Origin of the sequence: Aquimarina macrocephali, assembly GCF_051627225.1 — a bacterium.
GTDB classification, from domain to species: domain Bacteria; phylum Bacteroidota; class Bacteroidia; order Flavobacteriales; family Flavobacteriaceae; genus Aquimarina; species Aquimarina macrocephali.
The window spans coordinates 1073219-1091824 of sequence record NZ_CP151795.1 but is presented as its reverse complement, the minus strand read 5'-3'; the positions used below and the strand labels follow the sequence as shown (position 1 = coordinate 1091824).

At 33.2% G+C, this 18606-nt stretch carries 15 protein-coding genes and 1 riboswitch; of the genes, 12 read left to right on the top strand and 3 right to left on the bottom strand.

What is annotated here, in order from left to right; all coding sequences use genetic code 11:
• The first annotated feature begins 1 nt into the window (after position 1).
• Positions 2–658 (top strand): 5,6-dimethylbenzimidazole synthase, encoded by a 657-nt coding sequence (gene bluB, locus AAFU52_RS04860; protein ID WP_024771469.1) that lies wholly within the window; start codon positions 2–4, stop codon positions 656–658.
• Positions 659–791: 133 nt separating this feature from the next.
• On the opposite strand, the gene AAFU52_RS04855 is transcribed toward bluB, so the two are convergent.
• Together AAFU52_RS04855 and AAFU52_RS04850 are read right to left on the bottom strand one after the other, a co-directional pair.
• On the bottom strand, positions 792–2255 hold the full coding sequence (locus tag AAFU52_RS04855) for a PepSY domain-containing protein (RefSeq protein ID WP_438425724.1): 1464 nt from the start codon (positions 2253–2255) through the stop codon (positions 792–794).
• A 104-nt stretch (positions 2256–2359) separates the two neighbouring features.
• Entirely contained in the window at positions 2360–4699 is a 2340-nt protein-coding gene (locus tag AAFU52_RS04850) for a TonB-dependent siderophore receptor (RefSeq protein ID WP_438425723.1), read from the bottom strand.
• A gap of 104 nt (positions 4700–4803) precedes the next feature.
• Positions 4804–4992, bottom strand: a riboswitch (cobalamin riboswitch).
• Between the two features lie 201 nt (positions 4993–5193).
• On the opposite strand from AAFU52_RS04850, the gene cbiE reads away from it, so the two are divergent.
• From cbiE to AAFU52_RS04800, 10 genes are all read left to right on the top strand, one after another.
• Positions 5194–6390, top strand: coding sequence for a precorrin-6y C5,15-methyltransferase (decarboxylating) subunit CbiE (gene cbiE, locus AAFU52_RS04845; RefSeq protein WP_438425722.1), 1197 nt, complete (start codon positions 5194–5196; stop codon positions 6388–6390).
• A 123-nt stretch (positions 6391–6513) separates the two neighbouring features.
• A complete protein-coding gene (locus AAFU52_RS04840; RefSeq protein WP_438425721.1) occupies positions 6514–6915 on the top strand; it encodes a hypothetical protein in 402 nt (133 codons plus the stop codon).
• Positions 6916–7088: 173 nt separating this feature from the next.
• Positions 7089–8093, top strand: a complete 1005-nt coding sequence (locus tag AAFU52_RS04835) for an NAD-dependent epimerase/dehydratase family protein (protein ID WP_024771464.1) — start codon at positions 7089–7091, stop codon at positions 8091–8093.
• Positions 8093–9106, top strand: coding sequence for a glycosyltransferase family 2 protein (locus tag AAFU52_RS04830; RefSeq protein ID WP_024771463.1), 1014 nt, complete (start codon positions 8093–8095; stop codon positions 9104–9106). Before AAFU52_RS04835 ends, AAFU52_RS04830 begins: the two co-directional genes overlap by 1 nt.
• 257 nt (positions 9107–9363) lie before the next feature.
• Positions 9364–11220 (top strand): precorrin-4 C(11)-methyltransferase, encoded by a 1857-nt coding sequence (gene cobM, locus AAFU52_RS04825; protein ID WP_438425720.1) that lies wholly within the window; start codon positions 9364–9366, stop codon positions 11218–11220.
• A complete protein-coding gene (locus tag AAFU52_RS04820) occupies positions 11217–11951 on the top strand; it encodes a precorrin-6A/cobalt-precorrin-6A reductase (protein WP_438425719.1) in 735 nt (244 codons plus the stop codon). Before cobM ends, AAFU52_RS04820 begins: the two co-directional genes overlap by 4 nt.
• 371 nt (positions 11952–12322) lie before the next feature.
• Complete coding sequence (locus tag AAFU52_RS04815) at positions 12323–13420, top strand: cobalt-precorrin-5B (C(1))-methyltransferase (RefSeq protein ID WP_438425718.1); 1098 nt, start codon at positions 12323–12325, stop codon at positions 13418–13420.
• Entirely contained in the window at positions 13417–14127 is a 711-nt protein-coding gene (locus AAFU52_RS04810; RefSeq protein ID WP_438425717.1) for a hypothetical protein, read from the top strand. Before AAFU52_RS04815 ends, AAFU52_RS04810 begins: the two co-directional genes overlap by 4 nt.
• 71 nt (positions 14128–14198) lie before the next feature.
• Positions 14199–14651, top strand: coding sequence for a tRNA (cytidine(34)-2'-O)-methyltransferase (locus AAFU52_RS04805; RefSeq protein ID WP_438425716.1), 453 nt, complete (start codon positions 14199–14201; stop codon positions 14649–14651).
• A gap of 229 nt (positions 14652–14880) precedes the next feature.
• Positions 14881–15198, top strand: a complete 318-nt coding sequence (locus tag AAFU52_RS04800; RefSeq protein ID WP_024771457.1) for an Hpt domain-containing protein — start codon at positions 14881–14883, stop codon at positions 15196–15198.
• A 36-nt stretch (positions 15199–15234) separates the two neighbouring features.
• Here the strand turns inward: AAFU52_RS04800 and AAFU52_RS04795 are convergent, their stop codons facing one another.
• Positions 15235–16398: a response regulator gene (locus AAFU52_RS04795; protein WP_438425715.1), complete on the bottom strand. Its 1164-nt coding sequence runs from the start codon at positions 16396–16398 to the stop codon at positions 15235–15237.
• A 505-nt stretch (positions 16399–16903) separates the two neighbouring features.
• Between AAFU52_RS04795 and AAFU52_RS04790 the strand changes: the two genes are divergently transcribed.
• Positions 16904–18568 carry a VWA domain-containing protein gene (locus tag AAFU52_RS04790; protein WP_438425714.1) on the top strand — a complete coding sequence of 555 codons (1665 nt, stop codon included), beginning with the start codon at positions 16904–16906 and terminating at the stop codon, positions 18566–18568.
• The last annotated feature ends 38 nt before the right edge of the window (positions 18569–18606 follow it).

Below are 18606 nucleotides of genomic sequence, written 5' to 3'. Positions count from 1 at the left end.
AATGAAAGAGCATCCGCAACGTATATTTGATGATAAAGAACAAGCATTGCTCGAAGAGATAATGGCGCATCGCAGGGATGTTCGAGGGAATCGATTTTTAAACACTCCTGTATCTCAGGAATCAATTGATAGGATCATAGAAGCTGCATTGGCAGCTCCTTCTGTTGGGTTTTCACAGCCCTGGGAGTTTGTATTAATCCAGGATCAAAAAACGAAGCAAGCTGTAAAAGAAACTTTTTCTGAAGAAACGGCACGTGCTGCACAACAATTTACAGACGAAAAGCAAAAAGAATACATCAAGCTTAAACTAGAAGGGATTTTAGAATCTCCTCTAAATATGGCAGTGTTTTATAAACCTGCAGAAGGCCCTGTTTTAGGACAGACAAGTATGCCTAATATGGGTAAATACAGTGTGGTTTGTGCGATACAAAATATGTGGCTCATGGCACGATCCTTAAATATAGGAATGGGATGGGTGAGTATTTTGGATCCAGAAAAAGTAAAACAAGTACTTGGAGCTCCAGAAAAAAACCAATTGATAGGGTATTTATGCTTTGGATACACCGACATGTTTTATAACCAACCCGAATTAGAATTAAAAAAATGGGATCGTAAAAAACTTCAAAAAGAGGTGGTGATTGAAGAAAAATATAAATAATCGAAGATGTTACTATTCTTCACTTTTAGCAAAATAGATTGCTCTGGTTGAGGTTTGTGATTTTTTTTATACAAAAATTACTGTAACCAAATTGTAAAGTAATAGTATAGTAATGATATTCTATTGTAAAACTTTATTTTTTAAATTTTTTCTCTTTTCTTTTTATCCTTCGTCTATTTTTTCTTCTGATGAATTTAACCCCTAATCCAGTTGCCGAAAAACTAAGTGCTGTACCTCCTGTTAATAAAATAAAAAGAACAATATCCCATAACGGCCTGTTCCATGCCAGAAATGAGAAATCTAAACTATGTAAACCGTGATAAATCCAACGTTGGATTTTGTTTTTTGTATCACATTTATATACCACTCTAGTTGTTTTTGGGTTGATATAATAGGTTACATTTTTAATGGTTTTAATTCTAATTATGGGCAAATCTTTATCATTATGTCGACTATAATAATAATTATCATATTCTTTGAGGAGAATACTTTCTTTCACTCCATTTTCGGAAGAAAAAGAATTTATAACTTTTTGATAGCTATCTATACTTAAAGAAGGGTTAGCACTATATAAACTATATAAAGAACTTGTATTTTGAAAAAAAACTTGGGCGTAAACATTGTTTTGAAAAAAATTAAAACTTATTTCTTTAAATTTCTTTTGTTTTTGCAGATTTAAAAAACCACTCCAACTATCTTCATTATAATAATTTATAGTATGTTTTTGCGCTTGCCATTTTAGAACTTCTTCTTTTTGTAATTGTGTACTGGGAGTCCATTCAAAAGGTGTCATACTCATCCATCCGCTAAAAATCCAGGTACATACAAATACCCCAAAAACCAATCCAAAATAATAATGATAATTGTACCATTTGTTTTTGAATCTTTTAAATTTTGCCTTTGGTTTCTTTTTGTATCTCACCAATCCTGTAATTATACCTGTAATTACCATGATGAACCCTAATGCGGCTAACCATGTTACCAGTTGTCTCCATAATGTATTATGAATTCTAATATCCTTAAAATAAATCCAATGAGGAATAGCACCCAACCACGACCAAAATCTTTCAGAACTGGTATTTATAGCAAGTAGCTCTCCCGTTATTGATGAGATATAAACCAACGTATTGTTTTTATCCTCAAATTCAATTTTGAAAATGGGCATATGTGGTAGATACTTTGTTCTTGGAATCCATTGGTCTAGCTCTGCTAATATTTGGACAGTTGAATTAGCCGCTATTCCTGTGTTTTTTGTTGCAATTTTTAATGCCATCTCTTTTGTTAAGGTCACTTTTTGTCCATTATCTGCATATTTGGAAAAAAAATTCCCCTGACCTGTAATCAAATGAAAAACGGGTCTATTGAGAACATAATTCAGTCTAAGTTGAGATATCTCGCCAATAGTATCATTTTTAAAAACATTTTTAGGGGGTAATACTTCAGTACTTACTGAATTAGAAAGCATTTCTATTCTTTCAGTTTCACTTAGATGTGGAAAACTTTGGTACATCATAACAAAGCCTGATAAAAACCAAATTAAGAATAAGGCACAAAAAAAAGTGCCAAGCCAATGATGTAAAGAAATAATCTTTTTCATCTGTTTTTATAATATTTCAGAGTATCTAATTATAGATTTTATTAAAGTAATGGAAAATGCACCGATAGTTAGATTGCATCGATACATTCTCCTTTTAAATTTGTTTAAAACTTATATGCCAAACTTAATTTATAGTTTCTTCCTTGGCCAGGAAAAAACTGATTTGAATAGATCGCATCGGTAAAATAAAGTGTATCGGCTATATTATTTATGTTTAATCCTATTCTAACTTTTTTTGCTTGATAATAAAGGGATCCATCTATAGTAGTATGCGAAGGTAATGTATATGTATTACTTGAGTTGGTATAGTTTTCACCTACGTAATTTAGTCCTAAACCGATTCCTAAACCGTGTAAATACCCTTTCTGAAATTCATAATTTCCCCAGAAATTAATAGAATTTTTAGGAGCATATGGTAACCTGTTTCCTGCAGGTATAGTTTGTAGCGTTTTATTATAATCTCTAATTTTGGCATCTATAAAAGCATACCCTGCTTTAATATAAAATCCTTCAAAAGGTTTTGATTCAATATCTAATTCTATGCCTTTAGAATCTGCAGAACCTATTTGCTGGTAATCATCGACACTTGTTTTTTCTACGATATTATTTTTTAACATAAAATAAGCCGAAAGTGTAGCAGTAAACAGATCATTTTTTTGAAACTTGATTCCTAATTCATTTTGAAAACCTGTTTCAGGGTCAAATACTTTTCCATTCGGAGTTACTCTTCTTGATGGTTTAAAATAGTTTGAGTATGAAGCAAAAATGCTAATCATATCTTTAACAGGTTGGTAAACAATACCAGCACGATATGAGAATGAAGATGAAGGGATTTTTGTGCGAACTCCAGAAGTAATTAAGGCTCTGTTATTATTAATAATATCTCTATAATAAGTTCCGGTAAATGTATCATAACGTAGTCCTATTAGTGCTTTAAATTTATCAGAAAATTTAATCCAATCTTGCAAATAAAATGCATATACTACCTCCTTTTTTATATCAACTTTATTATCTATTGCCTCAATGTACCCTTGGTTTAAAGTAGGGTTTTGAACAGAAATAGTTGTAAAAGTTCCAGGACCGATTACTTCTCCTCTAAAAGTCTTACGATCTAAAATACTGATAGAATTCCCTAGTAATGTCTTATGTTCTATAGTACTTGTTTTGAATGTGTAGCTTAAATCTAATTGATTTTGCAAAGTTTTAGTTTGATGATTAAAATAAAACGGGAAAGCTCTGGTGATAGAATCTTTAGTTGGATTTAACTCTAGAAATTCTGTAGAAAGATAATCTATATCATCATTTGAATACGATAAGAGATTTGATAACTTTAAATTAGGATTAAAATCATGTGAGTATTTTATTTGATAATCAAGACGCTTGTGTTTTAAATAATCCTGTGGGTCGTTGTATCTGGTCTCTGGATCCATTCCTGAAATAATAGAGCTATCTTCACCTACAGGAATACCCGTATCTGTATCATATACATCTTTATTAGTCTGAAAGTAGAAAGCTAACTTGTCATTTGCCGAAGGGGTATAATCTAACATTAAGGATCCATTATTAGTCGCTATGCCATAATCTCTCCACCCTTGGGTACGTGTCATTCCTATATCTATTCTATAACGTAATTTATCTGAAACTGGACCACTAATACCTCCTTCAATATTATAAGTGTCATAACTACCATAAGTAGCTTTAAAATTAGCTTTTTGGTTATAGGTAGGTTTTTTACGGACTATATTTATAATTCCTCCTAATGCCGAATGACCATATAGAACCCCTGCAGGCCCTTTGAGTACCTCTATTCTCTCTACATTTACCAGATTCGTAGAAGGTGCACTTGTAGATATGTTGTGCCTTTCATCTCTAACACCATCAACTAGCATAACAAAATTATTAAATCCTCTAATTCTAAAAGTTTGGAAACCTCCATACCTATTTATAGGCCTTACACCTGTAACACTTTTAACTGCATCTCCGATATCAAAAACATTACGTTGTTGCATAATTTCACCATTAACACTATTAGTGGTTACAGGGATGTCTATATTTTTGATTCCTAATTTGTTAACATTTAGTATTTCCTTATTGGTTTTATTGTTTCCTCCATTAATAAATACTTCTTCTAATCCAGTAATGTTTTTTTTAAGTGTTACATCCAAAATGAGAGGTTCTCTATCCAAAATAATATTTTTAATAGTTTGTTGATAGCTAATGGCAGAGAACAAAATATTGTAATTTCCTTTTTCTAATGAGATCGAATATTTTCCTTTTTCATCTGTAATTGTTTCGTGATTTGTCTGTTGTATATAAACAGAAACATTAGAAATTCCTTTTTCGGAAATTTGACTTTTTACAGTTCCAGTAATTGTAATGTTTGATTGTGCATAGGTAATGAAACCCCATAACAATAAGACACTGCATAATGCTAATTTTTTCATTTTTTAAATTGAGATTAAGCAGGGAAAAATGCAGAAATAAATAAAAGCTACCTTTTAGGTTAAAGGCAGTTATTATTATTTTCACTCTTTACCCGAGAGTTAATAATTATTTAGATTTTATGGCAGGTCTCCTGACTTAACTCGGTAAATACCTCCTTCCCATAGCCTTTGCTACAGTGGTTTTATGGTACTACTTTTTGTGAATCTTACAGTTGCGGGAACAGTTTTGGATTCTCACCAAATTCCCTTTTAATTTTCACCATAGGTGAAAAACCATTTATCGGGCGCAAATATAGTTTTTTTGCTATTGGATTAAGTTGAAAGGTTATATTTTCATTTAAAATAACTGAATATATTTTGCTTTAACGCTAAACAATTGTAAATGATAGAAAGAATGGAGTTTTAGTGAGAAGTGATAAATATTTTGATTTCTATAAACTTTAACTTTGTAGCTTTGTTGATTCTATGAGAATACATACAATATCAATAGCACTATGATCTTCCATATTATAGGTATCGGAAATAAGACCCCGGATTTCACGACAGAACAACAACAGAACATTCTGGATACTCGTATTTTTAGCGGAGGAAAACGTCATTATGAATTGGTCAAAGACTATCTTCCCAAAAATCATCAATGGATAGCTATTCAATCTCCGATGTCTCAGGTATTCGAGGCATATGAAAAAGCAGCAGTACCGATTATTGTTTTTGCTTCCGGAAATCCACTGTTTTATGGATTTTCGAATACATTAAAAAATAAATATCCAGATGCAGAAATCATAACGATTCCTTATTTTAGTTCGATTCAATTATTGGCTAATGCAATGCATTTGAATAGTAACCGGTTAGAAACCGTAAGTGTGCACGGAAGAAGCTGGAAAGCATTAGATACTATCTTAATCCAACAAAAAGAAAGTATAGGAGTGCTTACAGATACAGAAAAAACTCCAGCTATCATTGCAAAAAGACTTTTGGAGTATGGATATGATAATTATGAAATTATTGTAGGAGAAGACATAGAAGGAGAACAGGAAAAATTTCAGAAATTATCTTTATTGGAAGCTTCAACAATGAAGTTTCACTCACTGAATTGTGTTATCCTAAAAAAAACAGAACATCGCCAAATTGATTTTGGGATAAGCGACACTGATTTTAAAGGCTTACCTGGCAGGCCTAAGATGATTACCAAAATGCCTATTCGATTAATGACCTTGCATTATTTAGATATTCTTAATGTTGATATAGTATGGGATATCGGCTTTTGTACTGGATCTGTTAGTATAGAAGCAAAATTAAAGAACCCAGATATAGCCGTAGTTGCATTCGAAAAAAGACCACAATGTGAAGCAATTATGATAGAAAATCAGAAATGTTTTGGCGTTCCTGGTATTCAGGTAGTAATGGGAGATTTTTTTGAGCAAGATCTTACTCAGTTTGCAAAACCTAAAGCGATTTTTATTGGTGGTCACGGGGGGAGGTTAGAAGAACTTTTTCTAAAGATCGCTCCGGTTTTACAACTTGAAACCTGTATAGTAATCAATGCTGTCAAAGAAAGTTCGGTACAAGCTTTTAAAGCGGGTTGCAATAAAATAGGGTATACTATCGTAGAAGAATCCATACTGTCACTTGATGAATACAATCCAATTACGTTGCTTAAAGCAATAAAATTAAGATCTAAAACCAAATAAGAACCTAATTTTTTATTCAGTATCTGGCTTGCTCGTTTTTAATAAAATTCACGGTTTCCAGTGTGTTCTTCACTTCATATAGTGTATACTTTTGTGTCTAAGTATTAGGAAAAGAACATGATTATGAAAAAAAATAAACTACTTAGTTTGCTGATGATTGGTGCTGCTGTTCTATATTCTTTTAGAAAGGATGGTGATATGTCCAAACTCGACATCAAAAAGATAGAAATAGAAACAGAGGTAGAAGAAACCAACAGTGTTATAAGTACTGTTTCTTCTGAAAAATTATTTACAAATAATCTTATTGTAGAAGTTATAGATACTAAAAACATTTCATCACCGAATGTTGAAATTATTATTGATAAAGCAACAAAAACTAACGATAATAATAGGTGTGTCACTTATGAAAACATTTTATTGAATGAAGGTTATTGCCCAGGATCAGACACAGAAGACTTGATCGAATCACTCCCAAATACCCGCATAACTCCATTTCTCATATTGGATTATCGTTATAGGCTTTAGAATCATTAGCGTCTGTTTACAAGGCTTGTTATATAAGGAGTGTAAACAACAGAAAGTTTATAACAAGCCCTATTACAGATCTTGAAAATAATTCATTTTAAACAAAACCTGTCCCATATATGATCAATTTATGTAGGTTTGTCAAATGAAACGAGCATTAAAAAATTAAACGTGTGAAAATAACTTCACTTGTAACCGGCGGAGCGGGATTCATAGGTTCGCATGTGGTTAATCATTTACTAAAACAAAATCACCAGGTTATCGTTTTAGATGATCTTTCGGGAGGAGATAAGGAAAATATAAACTCAGCAGCACTATTTTATGAAGGTTCGATACTAGACGTTACCTTAATACATACTCTTTTTGATAAGTATAAGTTCACCTATGTCTATCATTTGGCTGCTTATGCAGCTGAAGGATTAAGCCATTTTATTAGAAATTTCAACTATCAGAATAACCTGATCGGTAGTGTTAATTTGATTAACGCATCGGTAGTTCATGAAGTGAAATGTTTTGTTTTCACCTCTTCTATTGCGGTCTATGGGACAAATACATTGCCATTGGTAGAAACACAATTTCCGCAACCGGAAGATCCTTATGGAATAGCAAAGTATGCTGTAGAATTGGACCTGATAAATGCACAGAAGATGTTTGGTATGGATTATATTATTTTCAGACCTCATAATGTATACGGAAGACATCAAAATATAGGAGATAAATATCGTAATGTTGTTGGGATATTTATGAATCAAATTCTTGAAAATAAACCTTTAACCATTTTTGGAGATGGTAAGCAAACAAGAGCTTTTACACATATTGATGATATTGCACCTTATATTGCTAGTTCGGTAACGATACCCGAAGCACATAATACAGTTTTTAATATAGGAAATGATGCAGTATACTCTGTAAAAGAACTGGCAATAGCGGTAAGTAATGCAATGCAATCAGAACTAAATATAGAACAACTGGAAAAACGGGAGGAAGTGACTCACGCCTATGCTAATCATTCAAAATTTGATACTGTTTTTAATCCCAAAAAACATATAGATTTAGAAACCGGGCTTTTAGAAATGGCCAAATGGGTAAAGACTCATGGGGCTCGTTCTAGTAAAGAATTCCAAAACATTGAAATAACAAAAAAGCTGCCGAATTCCTGGAGAAAACCTTTAAGATAATGACAAATCAACCACTAGTTACTATTATAATGGCAGTCAAAGATACGGCTCCCTATTTACGAGATTGCTTAGATTCTATTCTAGCACAAACGTATCAAAACTGGGAACTTATCGCAGTAAATGATCACTCATCAGATGATAGCCCAAAAATTTTGCAGGAGTATGCTGCAAAAGACTCTAGAATTCGATTTTTTAATAGTGATAGACCTAAATTAATCCCAACACTACAAGTAGGATATGCCGAAACCAAAGGAACATTGATCAACAGAATGGATTCTGATGATAAAATGCCAGCGTATAAAATAGAAGTACTTGTAGAAGAATGGAGTAGATATGGAAAAGGAACTGTGATTGCAGGAGGAACTGAGCATTTTGTTGACGAAGGTGTTGTGGGTGATGGGTTTCTTAAATACGAAAAATGGCTTAATGAAGTTGCCAGAACAAGTACTCACTATCAAGAGATTTATAGAGAATGTGTTATCCCGTCTCATTGTTGGTTACTACACAAAGAAGATTTTGATGCTGCAGGTGCTTTTGATCCAATTATATACCCAGAAGATTACGACCTCTGTTTTCGATTCTACAGGTTAGGTTTAACAGTTGTAGGGATTGATAAAATTCTACATCACTGGAGAGATCGATCTGATAGAATCTCACGTACCTGGGAAGAATACAAAGACAATCGATATTTTGACCTTAAGCTACGCTTTTTCTATGAATTAGATAGAGATAGAACACGACCTTTAGTACTATGGGGCGCAGGGAAAAACGGAAAAGATATGGCCAAACTCTTACAATCTTATACTGATGAATTTCATTGGGTATGTGATAATGAGAGAAAAATAGGAAAGGACATCTATGGAGTACGATTAGAGCATTATGACGATATCAAAACAGTCGAGAATGCCCAGGTAATTATTGTGGTAGCATCTCCAACAGGGAAAAAAGAAATAGAAGAATTACTCGTCTTATGGAATAAAAAACCTGTTGTTGATTTTTGGTTTTTTGCATAACAAGTATGTATAATCTTAATAAACATTTTTTAAGACGTTAATAACCTAATATCTTTGTGTCGTAGGAGTAATACCATTTGCACTTTAAATCTACTGGAATAAAATGTTCTTTTTTCATCTCAGTTTCAGAATAAAAATAACCCGTAGCCCTGCTATGCTTGATTTTTATTCTTTACTGAAACAAAAAAACCTTAATTTTCTTTGCCAGTAAATTCAAAATACAAATGATATAATTTAATAGCTTTTTCAAAAAACACATGTCAGAACACACTATAAAAGTTGCAATACTCTGTTTTACAGATCAGGGAGTATCTATTGCTAAAACCTTGCAAAAAGAATTTTATCGCTCTAAGCTGTTTACAACAAGAACTGTAGAAGCTAGTAAAGATATAAAGCAAATCAATTCGGTATTAGAATTGATAGAAGATTCATTTCATAACTATGATGCATGGATTTTTGTCGGAGCATTAGGGATTTGTGTGCGTAGTATCGCTGCACATATTAAAGATAAGACAAGTGATCCCGCTGTGATTAATGTTGATGATCAGGGTAAATTTGTACAAGCTGTACTTAGCGGTCATATTGGTAAAGCCAATACGCTCACAACTCAAATCAGTAGAATCCTTAATGCGCAAGCCGTGTTATCTACATCTAGTGATTTGCAAAACCTATGGGCATTGGATATGTTGGCAGAAACTTATGGATGGAAAATGAAAAGTTCTATTCCTACTAATAAGGTCGTGTCATTGTTTGTGAATAGGAAATCTACAGCATTAGTTCTAAAAGTTAAGAATAAAGGAGTTCAACACCTGGAGAAAACCTGTCCGGATTTTGTGGATATTTATTATGATCAGAAAGATTTTGAACATAGCGACTATGAATTAATACTATATGTGGGTTATGAACTTGTTACTACAGAGATTCCTCTTCTTTCTTTCTACCCTCCTTGTGTGGCATTAGGTAGTGGATGCGCAAAAGGTATAGAGCCTCAACTACTAATGAAAGGATTAGAATCTGCATTAGAAGAACAGCATATCGCGATAGAAAGTATCTACGCTATTGGATCTGCAACTATTAAGAATGAGGAACAAGCATATCTTGATTTTGCAGCGTATTATAATATTCCTTTTATTACCTATACAGGCGAAGAACTCAATACCATTATAGTTGCCAACCCTTCAGAAGTTGTAAAGAAAAAAGTAGGTGTTTATGGCGTTTCTGAAGCAGCTGCGGCATTAATAGCAGGTCAATCAACGTGGCTGGTCGAAAAAACAAAAGCTCTCACGCCGTCTGGTAAGAAATTTACCTATGCATTAAGCTTGTCGGCCAGATATGAGCGTAAAGCAAGTATTGCAATAGTGGGTGCTGGATCGGGAGATCCAGAATTATTGACCTTAAAAGGGCAGTATATTCTAGAAAATGCAGATTGTATTTTATATGCCGGGAGTTTGGTGCCAGAAGCTTTGACACATATGGCAAAAGAAGGCGCATTGGTACGTAATTCTGCATCGATGACCTTAGAAGAGCAAATAATGATTATTGATCAATATTATAAACAAGGGAAATCTGTTGTACGCTTACATTCTGGGGATCCTTCTATATATGGAGCGATACAGGAACAGATGACTATTTTTGATGAAAAAGGATACGATTATTATATCGTTCCGGGAATTTCATCATTTCAGGCGGCAGCTGCATATCTCAAATCAGAATTTACCATTCCCGAAGTAGCACAAACTATTATCCTTACCCGAGGAGAGGGAAATACACCAATGCCAGAGCACGAAAAAATTGCTGATATGGCAAAATTAAGAGCTACTATGTGTATTTTTTTAAGTGTAGGTATAGCTAAAAAAATACAAGCACAGCTTCTGGAACATTATCCAGAAAATACACCATTAGCGATACTATACCGTGTAAGTTGGGAAGATGAAGAAGTATGGACGGGTACCCTTTCTGAACTAACTACTATCATCAAAAAAAATAAGCTAACTCGTACTGTACTTATTGTAGTGGGCGAAGCCGTAGGTGCTCGTAAAAACAGATCGTGGTTATATGATGATAAATGGCATCATATTTTCAGGAAAAAAGAAAAAGAAATTCAATCCTCATGATACTCGTTTTTGGAGGTACCACAGAAGGGAAACAAGTCGCCAGAATATTGGATGAACTAGAATATCCGTATTACTATTCGACCAAAACAAAAGTGGATTATGAAGGAAAAGGAATTCCAATTCATGGAGTGATGACAGGTTCTCTATTAGAAACTTTTTGCAAGAAACACGAGGTTACACATATTGTTAATGCTTCTCACCCTTTTGCGGTACAATTGCATCAAATGATTTCTGATATTTCGATTGCACTACCTTTGATACGTTTTCAAAGAAAATTTTCTCCCAGAATACTAAATCAAAAAGTATTTTATGTAGATAGTTTTGAAGAAGCGATACGTTGTTTTAATAAAAACAACTATAGTTCATTATTGGCACTTTCGGGAGTGCAAACCATTACAAAATTGCGATCTTATTGGGAAGAGCATCTCACCTGGTTTCGTATTTTGGATCGCGATAGCTCTAGGGTGATTGCCGATGAAACTGGGTTTCCAAAAACAAAGTTGTTATTTGGATATCCTCAATCTAAAGCAGCTGAAACGGAGTTATTTACCAAACTATCTCCAGCTGTAATTTTTACTAAAGAAAGTGGGAGTAATGGGAAACTGGAAGAAAAAATAGCTGCGGCCTTAGCAGTAAATATTCCGATAGTTATTCTTAAAAAACCAAAAATTTCTAATCGATATCTTTGCATAAATACAGAAGCAGAGCTCATTAAAATGATTAGTAGATAGAGATTAGTTAAGGGTTTCTTTAATGGCGGTATTTTGCGTGAAGGATAGTAGTGAAAACCCCGAAGTATTGTCTTCCTGAGCTTGTCGAAGGGTAGACGATACGAGGAGTTGTAACGAATAGCCTGACCCAAAGGGGCACGCCATAAGAAAAGACAATGGTATGAAAAGAGAATCGGATCAAACTCGCTTTATGCATTAGAACTTCGTTATGAAGTTTTCAAATGCCATAAATACTGATGTTTTCTTGATTTCAGCATAGCATCGCTATGGTTAAATTAAAAAATAAAGCAAAGCGTCAGTATTTGCAGTAGTTGGAAGATGGAATAGATTTTCTAATGCATAAAGCGGGTTAAACCAACAATCAATAAGTATTGAGCGAATTACAAGACATACCAGATAAACCATTACGAAAAGGGTATACCACAGGAGCCTGCGCCACGGCCTGTGTTAAAGCTGCATTATGGAGTTTAGTGACTCAACAGGAAATTACTGAGACTCAAGTGCAATTACCTATAGGTGAAATCGCTACATTTCGAGTTCAACCCAATAAATTAACACAAAAAGAGGCTACATATTCAACAATAAAAGATGCGGGTGATGATCCTGATGTAACCCATAACGCAGAGATCATGGCTACTGTATCTCTTAATGATACTGGAGATATTCTTTTTGAAAGAGGAAAAGGAGTAGGACTAGTTACCTTGCCGGGATTAGAAATACCTGTTGGAGAACCAGCAATCAATCCAGTTCCCAGAGATATGATGCGTATCGTTTGTAAAAAGATAGTATCAGACCATCATCTCGAGAAACATGGAGTAACCATTACCATATCTGTAAAAAACGGAGAAGAGCTTGCTAAAAAAACATTGAATAGTCGTTTAGGGATATTACATGGAATTTCAATATTAGGAACTACGGGTATTGTTACTCCGTTTTCTGCCGCTTCTTATATTGCTAGCATTCAACAAGGGATTGATGTTGCTGTTGCAAATGGTATGACAGAATTATTAATAAACTCTGGAGCTCGTAGTGAGAAAATGTTGAGGTCTATATTTTCTAATATTTCAGAGGTATCCTGTATACATTATGGAAACTGGATACAGGAAACTTTCGAAAAAATCCATCAATCTCCTCAAATAACCAAGGTATCTATGGGAATTATGTTAGGAAAAGCAGCAAAATTAGCACAAGGCAGAACCAATACACATAGCGGAAAAACAACATGGGATAAGGATTTTATATATCAACTAGCTATATCTGCAGGATATCCAGAAGAAATTGCTAACAAAGTTTTAGCATTAAATATGGCAGGACGTCTTCGGGAAATTTTTACTTTTACAGCCCAGGAAAATTTTTATCAAAAACTAATACAAGAATGCCATTATCATTGTCAGAAAATAGCACCAAATGTAACGATTGCTATGTATTTGATTAATAACGATGGAACTCACATATCATATACTATATGAATATCATGAATCTTGCCCGCCCTCTGATAGCAGGGGTTTTACATTCTTTTGAACCGGATCATATGTCTGCAGTATCGGTACTTGCGGCAGAAAATGCCATTCAGAAAAAGAAAGTGTCTTTTAAGACTGCATTTACAGCATCTCAATGGGCATTAGGACATTCGGTAACTTTGTTGATGTTTGGAGGAATTGCTTTAGCATTTAGAGCAGCCTTACATGCTTTTGTAGAGAGCGTCTCTTTTTGGGCAGAATTTTCTGTTGGTCCAATTATGATTTGGCTAGGTGTAATGGCCATCAAAAGAAATCATAAGATTAATGAGATGATGGCAGATCATAAAAAAATAGAAGCACACGAGCATGTGGCTAATAATCCTATTCATCTACATGGAAAAAGAGGCGAAGAAATTGCTATGAATCCTATTAACAGGTCGTTTTGGATTGGGATGTTACATGGATTGGCAGGTACAGGAGGTGCGCTAACCTCTGCACTAATTATTAGCGCAGATACCATCTCTGATGCCATCCTGATATTGATAATAGAATCTATTGGAATTATATTTTCTATGGCGGTATATAGTTATGTGCTGATCTTTACCATGAGCCGTTTTATTGAACGTAATATGTCGATATTTAAATGGATGAATGGTGTTATTGGTATCATTTCTATACTAGTAGGGTTTATGGTATTACAAAGTGTACTTTTTTGAATAACTTTAAGTATGTTAGTTACTGGCATATATTGCTTATAAACGATTGAAGAGCGTAGATATAATAAAGAATGGCATATAATATTGTACTTGTAGAACCAGAAATTCCCATGAATACGGGTAATATTGGTAGACTTAGTTTAGCATCGGGATCAAATCTACATTTGGTAAAACCATTTGGGTTTGAATTAAGTGATTCGAGATTAAAAAGAGCTGGGTTGGATTATTGGAAACACATTTCGGTACATATGTATGATAGTATAGATGAATTTTATACTGTTAATAAGGATAAGAATATGGTATACCTATCTAGCCATGCAGAAAAAGATTATTGTTCTATACCCTATGAAGATGATCTGTTTTTTGTTTTTGGAAAAGAATCTACAGGTTTACCAAAAACTATTATTGAAAAATATCCAGATCAACTCTATAAAATACCAATATACAGTGATAAGGTAAGGAGTTTAAATTTAGCCAATGCAGTGAGTATTGTAGTCTATGAAGGGATAAGAAATATTAGATAGCCCTAAGTTTTATCTTATAGAGTTAAATTTTCAAGTGATTATCTTAAAATTTTGATGATCATTGTTAAAACCTGATTATGAAAACAAGGGAAAGGCAATAATATAATTACTTTTTCAAAAAGAGAATAAAAAAACATATTCAGAGGGTGTTATTGGGATCATTTGGATAATAATTATAGAATAAGGAGTATTTTTAGTACTTCGAATACTCTAATTAAAAACCAACTAAATGGAAGAACCAAATTTATCAGAAATAAATAAGATATCTAATGGGGATAAAGTCTTTGAGGGAAAGATGTTAAATGTTATCAGAAAAGAATTCCCGATAGAAAAAGAACAATATTTCAGTAGTTTAGAAAATAAAAACCTTGTAAAGGCTGCAGAATATGTGCATAAATTAAAGCATAAGGTCAGTATTTTTGGACTTGAAAAAAGTTATGAAATAGCAACAGATTATGAAAACAATTTGAAAGAAGGAAGTTATGATTTAAAGAAGGATTTTGAAAAAATTCTACAAATGATAACAGAATACATAAGTACACTATAACTCCTTTTTATAATTGATTTTTTTGATTCTACTATTTTACTTAAACTTTGATTTGACTTTAAAATTATAGTAATAAGCAATTTGAGCAAGTTGCCCTACAATCTTCACAGAATCTTTCATAGATAACTTAGAACCATCAGCATGTACCCATCGTTTAAGTGGTTGCTCACATATATAAGAAATGGCTTTTTCTTTTCCATAAAACTTACGCATCTTCATAAAAATTTCTACATCAAATAACCATTTTGTAATGAATTTTTCTCTAAACATTTCATTGACTATTTCTCTATCCATTATTTTGGCACCACATTGTGTATCGTTAAAGGACATACCTAAGATATTTCTGATAATCAAATTAATAGTTTTGCTTATTATTTTTCGTGCAGACTCTTTGGTGATATTTGCTCCCATTCTACTCATTCTTGAGCCACTTACGATTTTAAATTTTGAAGATTCTATAGTTTTAACCAAATCATCAAAATCTTTAAAGTCTGTTGATAAATCAGCATCTAGATATCCTATATAATCTAACTGTGAGTCTTTGGCAAGATGAAGAACTCCTTGTCTTACAGCTTCTCCTTTCCCTCCATTTTTAACACAGTTATATACACTAATGTTATCTTCTCTCCCTTCAGATAGTTTTTTTAAAACTTCTAGAGTATTATCTGTACTTCCATCATTAACAAAACATAAATGATATCCTAAGTTACTGTGTGTGAAATCAGTAAATTCTGTACTCAAAATTCTTGCCTCTTCATTGTAACAAGGGATTACAACTCCAACGCAATGTCTTTGTAACATTTGACCTTTAGAGTTGTTTTCTAGCTTTTTTGTAGGTTTTATACCAAGAATTCTTGCAATACGAGCCGAAATTTCATTAAGCGATAATGGTTTTTTCATATAGTCATCTATCCCCAGATCAAAACCATCTATAATAGTATCTTCATTTGTATTACCTGACATCACCAAAATATTAACATCTGATTTTTTTTCTTGACGAATATTTTTGATTACATCAAGACCAGACATTCCATCCATATTAATATCTACAATAACAATATCTGGTTTAAAACTATCAAAAAGATCTAATCCTAATTGACCATTATCTGCGCATTTGATAATGTACCCTGTATCAGAGAGGTGTTTTTCTAAGGATAATAAAACAAGTTGTTGGTCATCTATTGCTAAAATTCTCTTCATTTAAAGTAGGTTTCACGATATAACAATTCAGTAAATAAAATCGATATATGCATATTCAAAAAAATATAAATAGGGGTAATTAGATAAGAGTAGAAGACTAACTTCTTTAACGAATATAATTTTTATAGGGTTTCTTATTCGTTTGCATTTTGACTAGAAATTGAGCACCCTTCTGTTAAAAAGAAAATCAATAACTATTTTAAAAGTAGGGAATTATTAAGAAACTAAGCTTATAAAGTGTTAATGTTTTATAATGTACTATAGATTTTATAGGATAATTGAGTAAAGATTAAAATTCATTTCTATTGTATTTTTTTATGAACTTAATAGAGGTTATTAAAAGTGATATCACCAAAAATAAAATTAGTAACCAAAAAATATGAGGGTAATAGTAGTTCTAATTATTCTTTGTTTTGTGCATATAGAAAATAGAAGATATAAATAAAAAAGCATACCAATTCTACTTATATAAATCCGTATTTTTACCAATCATACAAAAATACAGATGAAACCAAAATATACCTATCCTTTTACTGCCATCCCCGATCAGGAAGATCTAAAATTATGTTTGTTACTTAATCTGGTAGATTCAAGTATTGGAGGGGTACTGGCAACAGGTGATAAAGGTACTGCCAAAACCACTATGGTAAGGGGGTTGAGTCAATTGATGGGAGAAGATTTTCCATTTGTTAACTTACCTATTGGCGCTACCGAAGACCGAGTATTAGGGAGTATTAATCTAGAAGCATTGATTAACCAGAAAACTACGATTGTAGATAAAGGATTACTAGCGCAGGCACATCGCGGATTTTTGTATATCGATGAGGTAAATCTCCTCAATGATTATCTAATGGATGTATTATTAGACGCTTCGGCAACAGGAGGGTATCACCTGGAACGTGAAGGAATCTCTCAATGGATGGATAGTCGTTTTTGTCTGGTAGGAACAATGAATCCCGAAGAAGGAGCTTTGCGGCCACAGTTATTAGATCGATTTGGATTAAGTGTTACTATCCAGACTCCCAAAGAAATGAAGACACGTACCAAAATTGCAATGCAGCGTCTTAGTTTTGATAGTGATCCAATAGCATTTTATAAACAATTTCAAGAAGAAGAACAGCAGGTTAAACACCAAGTTATTTTGGCCAAAAAGAGACTTAATGATGTAATTATTCCAGAATCAATACAAGAACAGTGTGCTGCATTAACTATTGCCAATCAAGTAGAAGGAATGCGTGCAGACATCTTACTTTTGAAAACGGCTAGAGCCTATGCAGCATTCTATAATGAGGAACAGGTAACTGCAGAAATGGTAGATAGTATAGCACCTTTTGTATTGCAACATCGAGCAAAAGAGTATACACCTCCAACAGATCAGAATAAAGAAAACCCATCTGATACAGAGAACCATACACCCCGGGAAGAAAGTGTACCTCGAAACGGACAAAATAATAACACATTTCAGTTACCAAAAACTGTACAACAAGGATTGAAATTTTCAGTTTCAAAAGCAACTAAAAAACAAGAAATTCTTTTAGATACCCCACAGAAATTATATTCGGTATCACAACCGGCAGAACGACAACAAGAAATATCAGTATTGCAATCTGTAAAACACTATCTGAAGACGGGGAAATTTACAGCAATATATAAACAAGCAACACAGAAAGCCACGGCACGAATTATATTTTTGGTTGATACCAGTGCGTCTATGGCACTAGATCAACAAATGGCATATTTAAAGGGGGTCATAGAGAAAACAATTATGTCATATCCTTTGCAAAAAATCCAGTATGCTATAGTTGGCTTACAGGATACTACAGCTAAAATTATCCAGGAGTTTACGGCTAATACTCAGGAAATTTCAAATATAAATCATCAATTAAAAACAGGAGGAAAGACGAATTTGGGAGCTGCTTTTTTTAAAGTATATGAATTGCTGCGATCTGTAAATACGCAAACAGTACAATTGTTTGTTTTTACAGATGGAAAAATAAATGCGGGAGCAGAAAATCCATTTCAATATGCAATCACCACGTATAAAAAATACCTGGCGAGGATTCAAAAAACTACTGTTATTGATACCGAAACAGGGTTTGTAAGATTAGGTAAGGCCAAGCAGTTAGCACAACAGCTAAAGTTGAATTATACTACAGTCTCTGATTTTTAGTAATTTAAATAATTATGTGTAGAGAAATATACAATTAT